This window comes from Aliivibrio wodanis (assembly GCF_052920805.1).
The window spans coordinates 1,802,242-1,816,130 of the sequence record NZ_JBREXA010000002.1 but is presented as its reverse complement, the minus strand read 5'-3'; the positions used below and the strand labels follow the sequence as shown (position 1 = coordinate 1,816,130).

Below are 13,889 nucleotides of genomic sequence, written 5' to 3'. Positions count from 1 at the left end.
AAAAATACAGCCTCTATCTGATAAGGGTTAATGCATTAATTGTTATCTTGTTGGTCTAAAAATGTTTTAAATTCAGTCTCATACATATTAAATAGCACCAGTGTTAATGCGAAAATTATAGGGCCATAAATTCAAGCCGATTAAACCAAATAACTGAATACCACCAAGAAGAGAGAAGAAAATAAGTAATGTATTCATCCCTGAATTGCCTTGCATCAATAATGGTCGCACGATGTTATCAATCGAACCAACAATAATAACTCCCCAAATAGTTAAGAAAAGAGCCCATTCCCATTGATTCGTTAGTAGTAAATAAATAGCCGCAGGAACCCAAATTAACGCAGTACCAACTACTGGGATAAATGAAGCAAAGCCCATCATTGTACCCCAGAATAAACCAGGAAAGCCGGCCAGCCACATTGCAAAGCCACCCGCTAGGCCTTGAGCTATTGCGGTTAAAAACGAACCAAGAACTGCTGATTTTGAGACTTCTTCAATTTCATCAAGTAAGCGGTCTTCTTGGCTTCTTGAAAGCGGAAGTACATGGCGAAATGCAGTAATAATTTTTTCTTGATCTCGTAATAAGAAGAAAAGAACAAATAGCATTAAAAAGAAATTCATTAAAACGTTAGTAACATCACCAACAATTTGAGCACTCATTCCGACAATTTGAGTACCTACTTGAGAGGCGACTTGAGCTACTTTTTGTGTCACTTCATTAGGGTCAATTGCGTCAAAAGGTAAATATTCATTAATAAAAGAGAGCACTTTGGCAACAATAGGATGCTGGAATAACGTTTGAATACCACCATCAATAACCCAATGATAAGCATCTTTTGAGAAAGTAGCACCCTGTTGAATAATAGCCACAAATACAAAAAATAGAGGAATAGCAATGATAAAGGTTAATGCCATACAGGACAAAATAGCAGCGCTGTTTGGACTACTTGGTAGCTTTTCGCTGATTTTATTATGCAGAGGTGCAAATAAAAGAGACATAATAAAGGCGAGGATAATAGGGTTTAAATAAGGCTGAATTAATAGAAAACACGCATAACCAGCGGCAAGTAAAGCAGCAATTAAAACCCAATGGCTAGAATTTAGTTTATTGAAATGAGACACATTATTCCCTTATGATGCGGTTAACTATTTATAAATAATGATTGTTAGTTAAGTTATATAGGTACTTGGTTAGCTTAGCAAGAATAATGGAGAGTAACGATGGGCTGTTGTGATAAAGAGACGTGCAGTAGTAATAAAAAAAGAAAATTACCAGTAGTTCCTGTGATTATTATTGGATTAATAGTAATGGTTGTGTATTTCTGGCAATAAAAATGGCCTTCTCAATACAGAGTCGACCATTCATTAATTTACATAGTTCTAGATTTATTTCGCTTCTGAAGCCATTGTAGCAAAACAACGTTCAGCGGCTTCTAGTGTTGCTTCAATCTCTTTTGGTCCATGAGCTAAAGAAGTAAAGCCTGCTTCAAATGCTGAAGGAGCAAGATAAACACCGTGTTTTAGCATTAGATTGAAAAAACGTTTGAATTGTTCGATGTCGCACTTAGTTACGTCTTCGTAAGTTGTTACTGTTTCTTGATCTGTAAAGAAGAAACCAAACATGCCACCAACGTAATTTACAACCATTGGAATATCATGTTTATTTGCTAGTTCTTTTAAACCTAGAGCTAATTGTTTTGTTGTACTAGCAAGGCGTTTTTCATTACCTTCTTCTGTTAGTACTTTCAAACAAGCAAAACCAGCAGCCATTGCAACAGGATTACCAGAAAGTGTACCCGCTTGATATACAGGGCCCGTTGGAGCAATGTACTGCATTACTTCTTTGCTGCCACCAAAAGCGCCAACAGGCATGCCGCCACCAATAACTTTACCAAGACAAGTAAGGTCAGGTTTGATGTTGTAGTAACCTTGAGCACAGTTTTCAGCAACACGGAAACCCGTCATTACTTCATCAAAAATCAGTAATGCGCCTTCTTCATCACAGATCTGACGAAGACCTTCATGGAAACCTTCTACTGGTGGAATGCAATTCATGTTACCTGCAACAGGTTCAACAATAATACAAGCGATCTCACCTTTATTTGCAGCAAATAGTTCACGAACAGATTCTAAGTCATTAAACGTTGCTGTTAGTGTGTACTTAGCAAAATCAGCAGGTACGCCAGGAGAGCTAGGTTGGCCCAGCGTTAATGCCCCAGAACCTGCTTTTACTAATAAGCTATCAGCATGACCGTGGTAACAGCCTTCAAACTTCATGATTTTATCACGGCTAGTGTAACCACGAGCAAGACGGATTGCGCTCATTGTTGCTTCTGTGCCTGAACTTACCATACGGACTTGTTCCATTGATGGTACTAATTCAGAAACAAGTTCAGCCATATTGATTTCAGTTTCAGTCGGAGCACCAAAACTTAAACCACGTTGTGCAGCAGAAATTACAGCTTCACGAATAGCGGCATGGTTATGACCAAGAATCATTGGACCCCAAGAGCCAACGTAGTCAATATAAGCTTTTCCATCGGCATCAAAAATTAATGGGCCATCGGCACGCTCAATGAAAATTGGTGAGCCACCAACGCCAGCAAAAGCACGAACAGGTGAGTTAACGCCACCAGGAATTTTCTCTTGCGCTTTTGCAAATAGTTCTGCTGATTTGGTCATTACTTATATCCTCATAGTAATCAATTGGACCAGTTGGCGGTTATTGTACCTAAATTGAATCAGAATGCTTGAGTTGATCGTATTAATCCCCATCTAATAACTAAATAATTATGTTGAATGAGAGTTGATAGACGTTGTTTGACATGATCAATAGATTGAATACTTGAATGAAACAGTCAGGTATTAGATAATCAGAATTAAAATAGAATTGGAAACCAATCTGAGAGGTTGAAATGAGTGATGTATCTGTGCCGTTAACGTTTTCTGATGTTGCTGCAGCAAAAGTAAAAACGTTAATAGCAGAAGAAGAAAACCCAAATCTAAAACTGCGTGTATATATTACAGGTGGTGGTTGTAGCGGTTTCCAATACGGATTTACTTTTGATGAAGACGTAAACGAAGGCGATATGACGCTAGTAAATGATGGCGTAACTTTAGTTGTCGACCCAATGAGTTTGCAGTATTTGATTGGCGGTGTTGTTGATTATACAGAAGGTCTAGAGGGTTCTCGCTTCTTTATTAACAACCCAAATGCCACTACAACATGCGGCTGTGGCGCATCGTTTAGTGTGTAATAACTGAGACAAAAAGGTAAGTTGAGTATTCTCTGCTTACCTTTTTTTATAAATTTACGGTATAAAAGAGAATCAAACTTACAGTAAATCAGGATGTATTACTGTTTACCGGCCTCCTAAGCACTAAGGATTATTGCTATGGGTAAATATACATCTGCGTTTTTTTTCTATCTTATTCATCGCCCTTGGATTATTTCTTCTTTTTTATTTTTGAGCTTATTTCTCTGGATAATGAGTGGCCCTTCCTATGCCGAAAATACAGAAGTAAAGTCAGATAATTCAGCCTTAAAAGTTCCTCTAGCAAATGTCATCGTTGAGCATTTCGAGTCAGTTCCTACGCACAAAACTATTTCATTATATGGTCGAACAGCGCCTGATCGTAAAACGATATTAGGGGCTCAAGTTGGCGCTCAAATTGAGGGTCTCTTAGTTAGAAAGGGTGTTAGAGTAAAAAAAGATCAGCCAATTGCTCATTTAGATATGGCAGATCTTGATTTACGCTTAAGCCAAGCTAAAGCCATATATTCCGTACGAATGAAAGAGTTTAAAGCAGCAAAAGAACTTCGTCGAAAAGGCTTACAAGGAGAGGTTGCTTTTAGTCAAGCTGAAGCATCTTTAGCTGAAGCAAGAGCAAGTGTAAGAAATGCTGAACTTATCTTAAAGAATACAACTATTACTGCACCCTTTGACGGCATTGTAGAGCACCTTTTTGTTGAAGTCGGTGACTTTGTCAGCCGTGGTGATCCTGTGGCAAAGGTAGTGGTATTAGATCCTTTAGTTATCGAAGTTAATGTCAGTGAAAGACATATTGAACAGATTGATAAAAACCAAAAAGCAGAAGTCTTTTTTATTAATGGGTCTTCAGTTGAGGGTTATGTTCGTTATATATCTAGTGTTTCTTCATCGTCGACTAATACCTTTTCAGTTGAGATTGAAATACCGAATGTTGGTGCCGAGATCTATGCTGGTATGAGTGCTGAAGTTGAGATAAATCTTGATCTTCAACCGGCATTAAAAGTATCGCCAGCAATGTTGGCATTAAATGAAGCTGGAGATTTAGGGGTTAAAACGGTTATTCAAAGCGAGGGGAATTCTGAGAGTGATCAGAAAGTAAAATTTGTGCCTATTCAATTAGTAAAAGCAGAAGATGATGGTATTTGGTTAACAGGACTTGGTGCTGAAGTCGACATTATTACCGTTGGGCAAGGATTTGTTCGTGATGGTGATTTTATTCACGCTCAACGTAAATAGGGACGTCATATGTTAGCTATTATTAATGCGGCATTAAGTCGTGCTCGAACTATGTTGATGCTACTTGTTTTACTGCTTGTGGCCGGTGTTTACACTTATATTCTTATCCCAAAAGAATCGAACCCTGATATCACTATCCCTATTATTTATGTATCAATGAGTCACCAAGGCATTTCGCCTGAAGATTCAGAGCGTTTATTAGTTCGTCCAATGGAGCAAGGGTTACGCTCTATTGAGGGGATAAAAGAAATGACAGCCGTTGCTGGCGAAGGGTATGGCTCAGTAACATTAGAATTTAATGTTGGAACGGATCTGGATAAGTCACTTACTGATGTAAGAGATGCGGTTGATTTGGTTAAACCAGATTTACCGGAAGAAAGTGATGAACCAACAGTTAATGAAGTCACTTTAGCAGCAGAGCAAGCTGTATTATCTGTGGTGCTATACGGAACCGTTCCTGAGCGAACTGCAGTACAAATTGCCCGAAAATTACAAGATAAGCTTGAAAGCTATAAGCAAATACTAGAAGTTGATATTGCTGGTGATCGGGAAGATGTGGTCGAAATTATTGTCGATCCTCTTTTATTGGAAAGTTACGGATTAGATCAAGCCGCTATTTATAACCTTATAGCACTGAATAATCGAGTGGTAGCCGCAGGGTTTGTTGATACCGGTTATGGGCGATTTTCAGTTAAAGTGCCTTCTGTTTTTGATTCACTTAAAGATGTCCTTGAGCTACCAATTAAAGTGGATGGTAAGCAAGTTGTGACTTTTGGAGATATTGCAACGGTTCGAAAAGCCTTTAGAGATCCAAACAGTTACGCTCGGCTAAATGGTGAAAAAGCGATTGTTTTAGACATCAAAAAACGCTCTGGCGAAAATATTATTGAAACGGTTGAGATAGTAAAAGCGGTCTTAGCGGGTGCTCAAGAGCTTGATTCATGGCCAAATAATTTATTGGTAAAATATACGTGGGATGAGTCAAAAGACGTTAAGATCATGCTTAACGATCTGCAAAATAATATCTTATCAGCCATTTTATTAGTTGTGATTGTCATTATTGCAATTTTAGGAGCAAGAACTGCGCTTCTTGTTGGGATCTCAATTCCTGGTTCATTTTTAACTGGATTATTACTGTTAGCTCTGTCTGGGTTAACCATTAATATCGTAGTGTTATTTTCGCTTATTATGGCGGTAGGAATGCTTGTTGATGGCGCAATTGTTGTTACGGAATATGCTGATCGACGAATGCAGGAAGGCTCGCATCGTATTGATGCGTATCGAGAAGCTGCACAGCGAATGGCATGGCCGATCACTGCTTCTACAGCAACCACATTGGCCGCTTTTGCACCTTTGTTATTCTGGCCTGATGTTACTGGCGAGTTTATGAAGTATTTGCCTCTTACTTTAATCGCGACATTGAGTGCATCTCTTGCTATGGCTCTGTTATTTGTCCCTGTTTTGGGTAGTTTATTTGGTAAACCACAGCAAGTTTTGCCACAGAAAAAAGATAAATTGTATGCACTGAGTCAAGGCGATTTTCGTCAAACCGAAGGAATAACAAAACTTTATTACCATACGTTATCGATGGCATTAAAACATCCGTTTAAAATTTTATTATTGGCAATTGTGCTAGCGGTTGGGATTGGTTTTACTTACGCTAAAGCAGGTTTAGGTGTCGTCTTCTTCCCTGATGTTGATCCTCCATTCCTAACGGTTAAGGTGCGCTCTCATGGTGATCTCTCTATTAATGAAAAAGATAAATTAATGGTTGAGGTACAAAATCAAATCTTAGGAATGAAAGAGTTAGACAGTATTTACACCCGAACTGGAGGGGATGATGAGATTGGACAAATACAAATTACCCCTGTGGATTGGCAATATCGTCGGCCAGTTAAAGATATTATTAGTGACTTAAGAGTACAAACTCAAGACATTGCAGGTATTGAGTTAGAGTTTAGTACGCCAAATGCAGGGCCTCCGAGTGAGCATGATTTAGTTATCGAACTTAGTGCTAGAAATGGCGAACAGCTTAATCAATCAGTAACGAAAGTTAGAGAGTGGATAGATGCTAATCCCGCTTTTACCAATGTGAGTGATACCTCGAATAAACAAGGAATTGATTGGAAAATAGATATTCGTCGAGATGATGCGGCGCGCTTTGGTGCGGATGCGACACTTGTCGGTAATACAGTGCAATTTGTTACTAATGGGCTCAAAATTGGTGATTACTTACCAGATGATAATGATGAACAAGTCGATATTCTTGTGCGTTTTCCTGAAGAGCATCGAGATATTGGGCGCTTTGATGAGTTAAGAGTAAAAACGGCAAATGGGCTGGTTCCTATTACAAATTTTGCGCGGATCATTCCGACTCATAAACAAGATACGATTCATCGAATTGATGGCCATCGGATCTTAACTGTTAAAGCTGACATGAGTGATGGCTATAACTTAAGTATTGAGTTACCAAAGATTGAATCAGCATTAAATTCTTTAGATTTACCTGAGGACGTTGAGTTTAAATTAAGAGGGCAAAATGAAGAGCAAAATAATTCAGCTAAATTTCTTCAAAATGCCTTTATTGTCGCTCTGGCTGTAATGGCAATTATCTTGGTAACGCAATTTAATAGTTTTTATCAGGCTTTTCTTATTCTTAGTGCGGTTTTATTTTCAACTGTTGGTGTCTTTGCTGGCTTACTGATATTCCAGCGCCCGTTTGGGATCATCATGTCAGGGATAGGAGTTATCTCTTTAGCGGGAATCGTTGTAAACAATAATATTGTACTTATTGATACCTACAATACGTTACGTAAAGAAGGGCTTGAAAAAGTAGATGCGATATTACAAACCGGTGTTCAACGTTTACGTCCAGTGCTGTTAACTACGGTGACAACGATTTTAGGTTTAATGCCAATGGTACTGGAAATGAATATCGATCTGGTAAGTCAAAAAGTGGAGTTTGGCGCGCCTAGTACTCAGTGGTGGTCACAACTAGCCACGGCAGTCGCAGGGGGTTTAGCATTTGCAACGGTATTAACGTTAGTGTTAACCCCATGCTTATTGATGTTAGGTAGAGACAAGCCAGTAAAGGAATAGAGTTAAGACAATAAGCGCCCTAATAGTAATTATTAGAGCGCTTATTATAGTATTATTTATCGTTAGTGAGTTATAACAGGATGATTACCAACAATAAATTGACTGTATTGCTCTAATTGCTTCAGGCGTTTTTTAGCAATCAGTTCAAACTCTTTTTTATCGCTACCTGTTAAAGATTTTGATTGTGGTAAAGAGACAGTTCTTGGATTTTTATGTACACCATTTACTAAAAATTCATAATGTAAATGAGGGCCAGTGACTCGCCCTGTACTACCAAGAGTTCCAACCGTTTGACCTTGTTTCACTCTTTGTCCTGTTTTTACATAACGTTTGGTCATATGTAGGTATTTAGTAATATAGGTATTACTATGACGAATAAAAACATAGTTACCATTAAATTTATTATAACCAGCTCTATCAACAACACCGTCACCAGCAGCCCAAATAGGAGTTCCTACTGGTGCTACATAATCAGTGCCTCGATGTGCTTTTCTTTGGCCAGTTACTGGATGCAAGCGACGAGGGTTGAAGTTAGAACTGACATAGCGAAAATTAATTGGAGAGCGTAAAAAAGCTTTTTTCATTGCTCGGCCATTTGGTTCGTAGAAATTACCATTTTTATCATTACGAATAGCGGTAAAGGTGTCTCCACGGTTTGTAAATGAGGCTGCGATAATATTCCCTTTTCCTGCGTATTCACCCTCTACATATTTATCTTCATAGAGAACTTTAAAGCTATCACCTTCTCTAATATCAAGCGCAAAATCGATATCCCAACCAAAGATACCAGCAAGCTCCATAATTTGATTTGCATTTAAGCCCGCGCTAATAGAAGCATTCCAAAAATTAGAAGTTATAGTCGCTTTGGTGTAGTTTAATTGAGTGTCGATTTCTTGTTTTTCAAGTAACCCAAGATAACTATCACCTATCTTACTGATACGGTAGGTTTCAAATTTACTGATAGGACGAATAAGCTGAACAATTTCTTGCTCTTGATTAAACCCAAATTTGAGTTTATCTCCGGGACGAAGCCGAGTTAATTGCCTTTCTATCTCCTTATCACTGCTGGTTAAGCTATAGAGCTGACGAGCAGTTAGTCCGACTCGGCTAAATAAAACAGAAGCACTTTCACCAGACTTTACAGTATATGTTTCCCAAGATAACTGTTTATTAGTTGCTGTTGGTTCGTGAGAAATAAGAGATTCTTGGTGAAGTTCTAGAGGATAAGCTTGCCCAATGGATAGTTTATAAAATCCAGATTCTGGAGTCACAGAGCTTGGAATAGTTGCGATGGTGGCGACTACTCCTGCACTGCAAATACCAATCAGAATGCGATGGATTACAGGAATGCGAGTTAATTTAGATAATATCATTCGAATAAGTTTGGTAAGAATTCATTAAAATTACGACGTAGAAGTTTAGCTTGTTTTTGACTTAACTACCACGTAATGAGGTTATAGTTTTGTCATCTTTTTATATGAAAAAACCAAGAAATAGAAGTTATTCCATTGCTTGGTTTAGATATATGATCATAATTCCAGCAATTATTTGTGCATTATTACTGGTTAAATTACTTATTAAGAGCGAAGGTTGGTAAAGATAAATGCCATCGAATTGCTGCTAATCTTATACTTAAGGTTGCTGCAACCCCAATAAGCATCGCGGTTGAGCTTTCAATGTTGAATTCGAGAGCTGATGTATGAACTATGCCACCTAAAATGCAAGCAGTAGCATACACTTCACTACGTAATACCATAGGAACTTCACGAGCAAGAACATCTCGAATAATGCCGCCACCGCAACCAGTAATCACTCCCATTATAACGGCAACCATTGGATCGGCATTATAACTCAATGTTTTTTCAACCCCGATACCAACAAAAACAGCTAAACCAATTGCATCAGAAACAGGAAGAACGTACCAAGGGAGTCGTTTAGGTCTTCTAATTATTAACATAGTTAAAATACAGGTAATAAAAATGACTAATAAATAGTTAGTATCATTGATCCAGAAAACAGGGGTCGCTCCCAATGCCATATCACGAATAGTCCCTCCTCCAATAGCGGTAACACTGGCTAGTACAGTGACCCCGAAAGGGTCCATTTTTAGTCGTCCAGCTAATAATACGCCTGAAATAGCAAAAATAGCGGTGCCGAACATATCAATTATATAGATTAACATCTTGTCCTCTATGACTTACTGCATGATGTCGTTGAAATAAAAAGTTATAACCCTTGCTTTATTATAACCATAAGGATGCTTTGAATTATTATCCAGATAGCAATTCTCCAGCTTAAGAAACGGTGTACCTGAGCAAGATGAATTGCAGAAGGAGCAATTTGTCCCCCCAATTTAGGTCTGCTAATTTTCTTGCCCTGATAAATAACAGGTCCACCTAGAGAAAGCTCAAATTTTTTCCCAATTATGATAAGTAGCCACGCATTATTTGTATTTGCCCAACTCTTACGTTGTTGGCTTAGTGCTTGAAGCGTTATTTGAAAGTTTTTTCCAAGAAGGCACAGCAAACTAAAAAGTTTGAGAGGAATAAAATCAAGAAAAGTTTGTATAGTTAATGCGGGAATACCAAAAGGTCTAAATGAATCTCTTGAAGGAGACCAAGCTCTCGCTAACTCTAATGATAAGCGATAGATAAATGCGCCAATCCCTCCTGCAATACCGTACCAAAATAGAACCCCGATAACGGTTCTCGCGTAACCTAAAATTATCGTTTCTGCACTGGCTTTACCTAATCCTAATAAGGATAAAGGCTCAACCTCTCTATTAACCCATGGTTGTAGCGCTTCTTTAGCATCTTTCTTATTATCCTGATTAATTGCCTGGATCGTTGCTTTACAGAGTTTTTCAACTCCTCGCCACTCTAATGAGATAAGTAATAGGCCTAAATTAAATAGAGGAAGATTCCAAGCGATTGGTTGAGCAGCGATACATACAATAAATGCAGGAATGACCATTAAAGTCCAAGCTAAGAAGCCAGAAAGCCCCCGTTGTTGGTAAGATCGAGCGGTATTTACTTTTGTGGCTAACAATTCAGCAAATTTTCGCCAAATGGTCATTGGGTGGGCATGTACGGGAATAGGTAGAAGTAAATGAAATAATAATGCTCCCCATAAAACCAATAGAGAGTAATCAGCAATGAGTAGAGATAATTTTTCAGACATATATGTTTACTATATATAGAGGGAAAGAATTGAGCTAACTAATTTGTTAGCTCAATTACGTTGCAATTATTTTAGCAATGCAACCATTTTAGTCACCATTTCTGATGAGCTTTGCGCTGCAAGAGGTAAAAACTCCTCAAAGCTCATTGGTGATTCTTTATCAGCTATATCTGAAATTGCACGAACAACAACAAATGGGACTTCAAACTGATGACAAGTTTGAGCAATTGCTGATGCTTCCATTTCAACTGCGATAACTGATGGGAAGTGAGTGCGGATAAATGCTTGGCGTTCTGGAGTACATACAAAAGCATCACCAGTACAGATTAAGCCACGTACAGCGTGTTTATTTTCCATCTGTGTTAATGCTTGTTCTGCAATTGACATTAATTTCTCATCGGCTTTGAAAGCGGCTGGCTGTTGTGCCATTTGCCCCATTTCGTAACCAAAAGCAGTTACGTCTGCATCATGGTGGCGCACTTCTGTTGAAATAACGACATCACCAAGGTTTAGTGATGAATCAAACCCACCAGCTGAACCTGTGTTTAGTATAAGATCTACATTATGATCTGAAATAAGTAATGTTGTACCTACTGCAGCAGCAACTTTACCAATACCAGATTGTAGCAATACAACGTCTACGCCAGCTAATGTACCTGTATGGAAAGTACATCCTGCTTTTATTGTGGTTGTTAAGCTTTCAATCTGTTCTTTTAGAATGGCAACTTCTTGTTCCATTGCACCAATAATGCCGATTTTCATGTGTATATCTCAATAAAGTTTGAATAGATGATAATTGTAACATAGCTATTAAAGAGTGAGGAGCTAAGAGTAATGAGGTTTATCACGTATAAAATGGTATTTTTAGGTGGATATTTACCCGCATTGTTTAATTCTCGCTCGAACGGTATTTTTTTTCATAAAAAGCCTTGCACGAAAATCTGAATTGCCTATACTGCGCATCCACTGACACGGAGCGAGTGATTCAAATCACAGTATGCCTTGTTAGTTTGCTCTTTAAAAATTTGAAACCTATTAATCTGTGTGGGCACTTGTGAGTTGATAATCACTAGTTTGCTTTTACTTTTCGAAGTGAATTCAAACAAAAATAATCAATGAACTGAGTGACTACACAAAATTACTTTTATGTAAGAAATCAGTATTAATCATTGAGCCGGTTTTGTTTCTGCCCTCTTTTAACTAAGAAGACAGAGCAACCAAAAAACTTTAATTGAAGAGTTTGATCATGGCTCAGATTGAACGCTGGCGGCAGGCCTAACACATGCAAGTCGAGCGGTAACAGGAATTAGCTTGCTAATTCGCTGACGAGCGGCGGACGGGTGAGTAATGCCTGGGAATATGCCTTGATGTGGGGGATAACTATTGGAAACGATAGCTAATACCGCATAATGTCTTCGGACCAAAGAGGGGGATCTTCGGACCTCTCGCGTCAAGATTAGCCCAGGTGAGATTAGCTAGTTGGTGGGGTAAGAGCTCACCAAGGCGACGATCTCTAGCTGGTCTGAGAGGATGATCAGCCACACTGGAACTGAGACACGGTCCAGACTCCTACGGGAGGCAGCAGTGGGGAATATTGCACAATGGGCGAAAGCCTGATGCAGCCATGCCGCGTGTATGAAGAAGGCCTTCGGGTTGTAAAGTACTTTCAGTCGTGAGGAAGGGTGTGCAGTTAATAGCTGTACATCTTGACGTTAGCGACAGAAGAAGCACCGGCTAACTCCGTGCCAGCAGCCGCGGTAATACGGAGGGTGCGAGCGTTAATCGGAATTACTGGGCGTAAAGCGCATGCAGGTGGTTTGTTAAGTCAGATGTGAAAGCCCGGGGCTCAACCTCGGAACCGCATTTGAAACTGGTGAACTAGAGTGCTGTAGAGGGGGGTAGAATTTCAGGTGTAGCGGTGAAATGCGTAGAGATCTGAAGGAATACCAGTGGCGAAGGCGGCCCCCTGGACAGACACTGACACTCAGATGCGAAAGCGTGGGGAGCAAACAGGATTAGATACCCTGGTAGTCCACGCCGTAAACGATGTCTACTTGGAGGTTGTGGCCTTGAGCCGTGGCTTTCGGAGCTAACGCGTTAAGTAGACCGCCTGGGGAGTACGGTCGCAAGATTAAAACTCAAATGAATTGACGGGGGCCCGCACAAGCGGTGGAGCATGTGGTTTAATTCGATGCAACGCGAAGAACCTTACCTACTCTTGACATCCAGAGAATTCGCTAGAGATAGCTTAGTGCCTTCGGGAACTCTGAGACAGGTGCTGCATGGCTGTCGTCAGCTCGTGTTGTGAAATGTTGGGTTAAGTCCCGCAACGAGCGCAACCCTTATCCTTGTTTGCCAGCACGTAATGGTGGGAACTCCAGGGAGACTGCCGGTGATAAACCGGAGGAAGGTGGGGACGACGTCAAGTCATCATGGCCCTTACGAGTAGGGCTACACACGTGCTACAATGGCGCATACAGAGGGCTGCAAGCTAGCGATAGTGAGCGAATCCCAAAAAGTGCGTCGTAGTCCGGATCGGAGTCTGCAACTCGACTCCGTGAAGTCGGAATCGCTAGTAATCGTGAATCAGAATGTCACGGTGAATACGTTCCCGGGCCTTGTACACACCGCCCGTCACACCATGGGAGTGGGCTGCAAAAGAAGTGGGTAGTTTAACCTTCGGGAGGACGCTCACCACTTTGTGGTTCATGACTGGGGTGAAGTCGTAACAAGGTAGCCCTAGGGGAACCTGGGGCTGGATCACCTCCTTAAACGATAGATTACGATTTATGAGTGTTCACACAGATTAATAAGGTTTTAATTTAGAGTATCTTAGTGTCCCGTTCGTCTAGAGGCCTAGGACACCGCCCTTTCACGGCGGTAACAGGGGTTCGACTCCCCTACGGGATACCATCTTTAAACGTTCTTTTAGGCGATGCCTTTAAGAGTCTTTAAAAATGGTTACACGCATTAGCGTGAAATCGCTCTTTAACAATTTGGAAAGCTGACTGATTTAGCTTAATTTATTTTTACTTTTTAAAAAGTAAAACAAAACAGCTCAGGCTGTAATTAAGTTAAATCAAAATTTAAAAGTTCTTAATA

At 39.8% G+C, this 13,889-nt stretch carries 8 protein-coding genes, 1 tRNA gene, 1 rRNA gene and 1 pseudogene; 5 read left to right on the top strand and 6 right to left on the bottom strand.

Going from position 1 to position 13,889, the window contains the following annotated elements; all coding sequences use genetic code 11:
• Positions 1-35: 35 nt before the first annotated feature.
• Together ACU5DF_RS16325 and hemL are read right to left on the bottom strand one after the other, a co-directional pair.
• Positions 36-1,122, bottom strand: a pseudogene (locus ACU5DF_RS16325) (AI-2E family transporter).
• Positions 1,123-1,386: 264 nt separating this feature from the next.
• Entirely contained in the window at positions 1,387-2,682 is a 1,296-nt protein-coding gene (gene hemL, locus ACU5DF_RS16320) for a glutamate-1-semialdehyde 2,1-aminomutase (protein WP_446713565.1), read from the bottom strand.
• 233 nt (positions 2,683-2,915) lie between these two features.
• On the opposite strand from hemL, the gene erpA reads away from it, so the two are divergent.
• The 3 genes from erpA to ACU5DF_RS16305 all read left to right on the top strand — a co-directional run bounded on the left by erpA (position 2,916) and on the right by ACU5DF_RS16305 (position 7,607).
• Positions 2,916-3,257 carry an iron-sulfur cluster insertion protein ErpA gene (gene erpA, locus ACU5DF_RS16315; protein WP_045101254.1) on the top strand — a complete coding sequence of 114 codons (342 nt, stop codon included), beginning with the start codon at positions 2,916-2,918 and terminating at the stop codon, positions 3,255-3,257.
• 138 nt (positions 3,258-3,395) lie between these two features.
• Positions 3,396-4,508: an efflux RND transporter periplasmic adaptor subunit gene (locus ACU5DF_RS16310; RefSeq protein ID WP_446713564.1), complete on the top strand. Its 1,113-nt coding sequence runs from the start codon at positions 3,396-3,398 to the stop codon at positions 4,506-4,508.
• 9 nt (positions 4,509-4,517) lie between these two features.
• Positions 4,518-7,607, top strand: coding sequence for an efflux RND transporter permease subunit (locus ACU5DF_RS16305; RefSeq protein ID WP_446713563.1), 3,090 nt, complete (start codon positions 4,518-4,520; stop codon positions 7,605-7,607).
• A gap of 62 nt (positions 7,608-7,669) precedes the next feature.
• Here ACU5DF_RS16305 and shyC read toward each other — a convergent pair whose 3' ends face one another.
• The 4 genes from shyC to mtnN all read right to left on the bottom strand — a co-directional run bounded on the left by shyC (position 7,670) and on the right by mtnN (position 11,549).
• A complete protein-coding gene (shyC, locus tag ACU5DF_RS16300) occupies positions 7,670-8,980 on the bottom strand; it encodes a peptidoglycan DD-endopeptidase ShyC (RefSeq protein WP_045101257.1) in 1,311 nt (436 codons plus the stop codon).
• Between the two features lie 197 nt (positions 8,981-9,177).
• On the bottom strand, positions 9,178-9,789 hold the full coding sequence (locus ACU5DF_RS16295) for a TRIC cation channel family protein (protein ID WP_045101258.1): 612 nt from the start codon (positions 9,787-9,789) through the stop codon (positions 9,178-9,180).
• 44 nt (positions 9,790-9,833) lie between these two features.
• Positions 9,834-10,787 carry a cobalamin biosynthesis family protein gene (locus ACU5DF_RS16290; protein WP_446713562.1) on the bottom strand — a complete coding sequence of 318 codons (954 nt, stop codon included), beginning with the start codon at positions 10,785-10,787 and terminating at the stop codon, positions 9,834-9,836.
• A gap of 66 nt (positions 10,788-10,853) precedes the next feature.
• Complete coding sequence (gene mtnN, locus ACU5DF_RS16285; protein WP_446713561.1) at positions 10,854-11,549, bottom strand: 5'-methylthioadenosine/S-adenosylhomocysteine nucleosidase; 696 nt, start codon at positions 11,547-11,549, stop codon at positions 10,854-10,856.
• Between the two features lie 466 nt (positions 11,550-12,015).
• Between mtnN and ACU5DF_RS16280 the strand changes: the two genes are divergently transcribed.
• Both ACU5DF_RS16280 and ACU5DF_RS16275 read left to right on the top strand, forming a co-directional pair.
• A 16S ribosomal RNA gene (locus tag ACU5DF_RS16280) occupies positions 12,016-13,558 on the top strand.
• A gap of 66 nt (positions 13,559-13,624) precedes the next feature.
• Positions 13,625-13,700, top strand: a tRNA-Glu gene (locus tag ACU5DF_RS16275).
• Positions 13,701-13,889 lie beyond the last annotated feature (189 nt).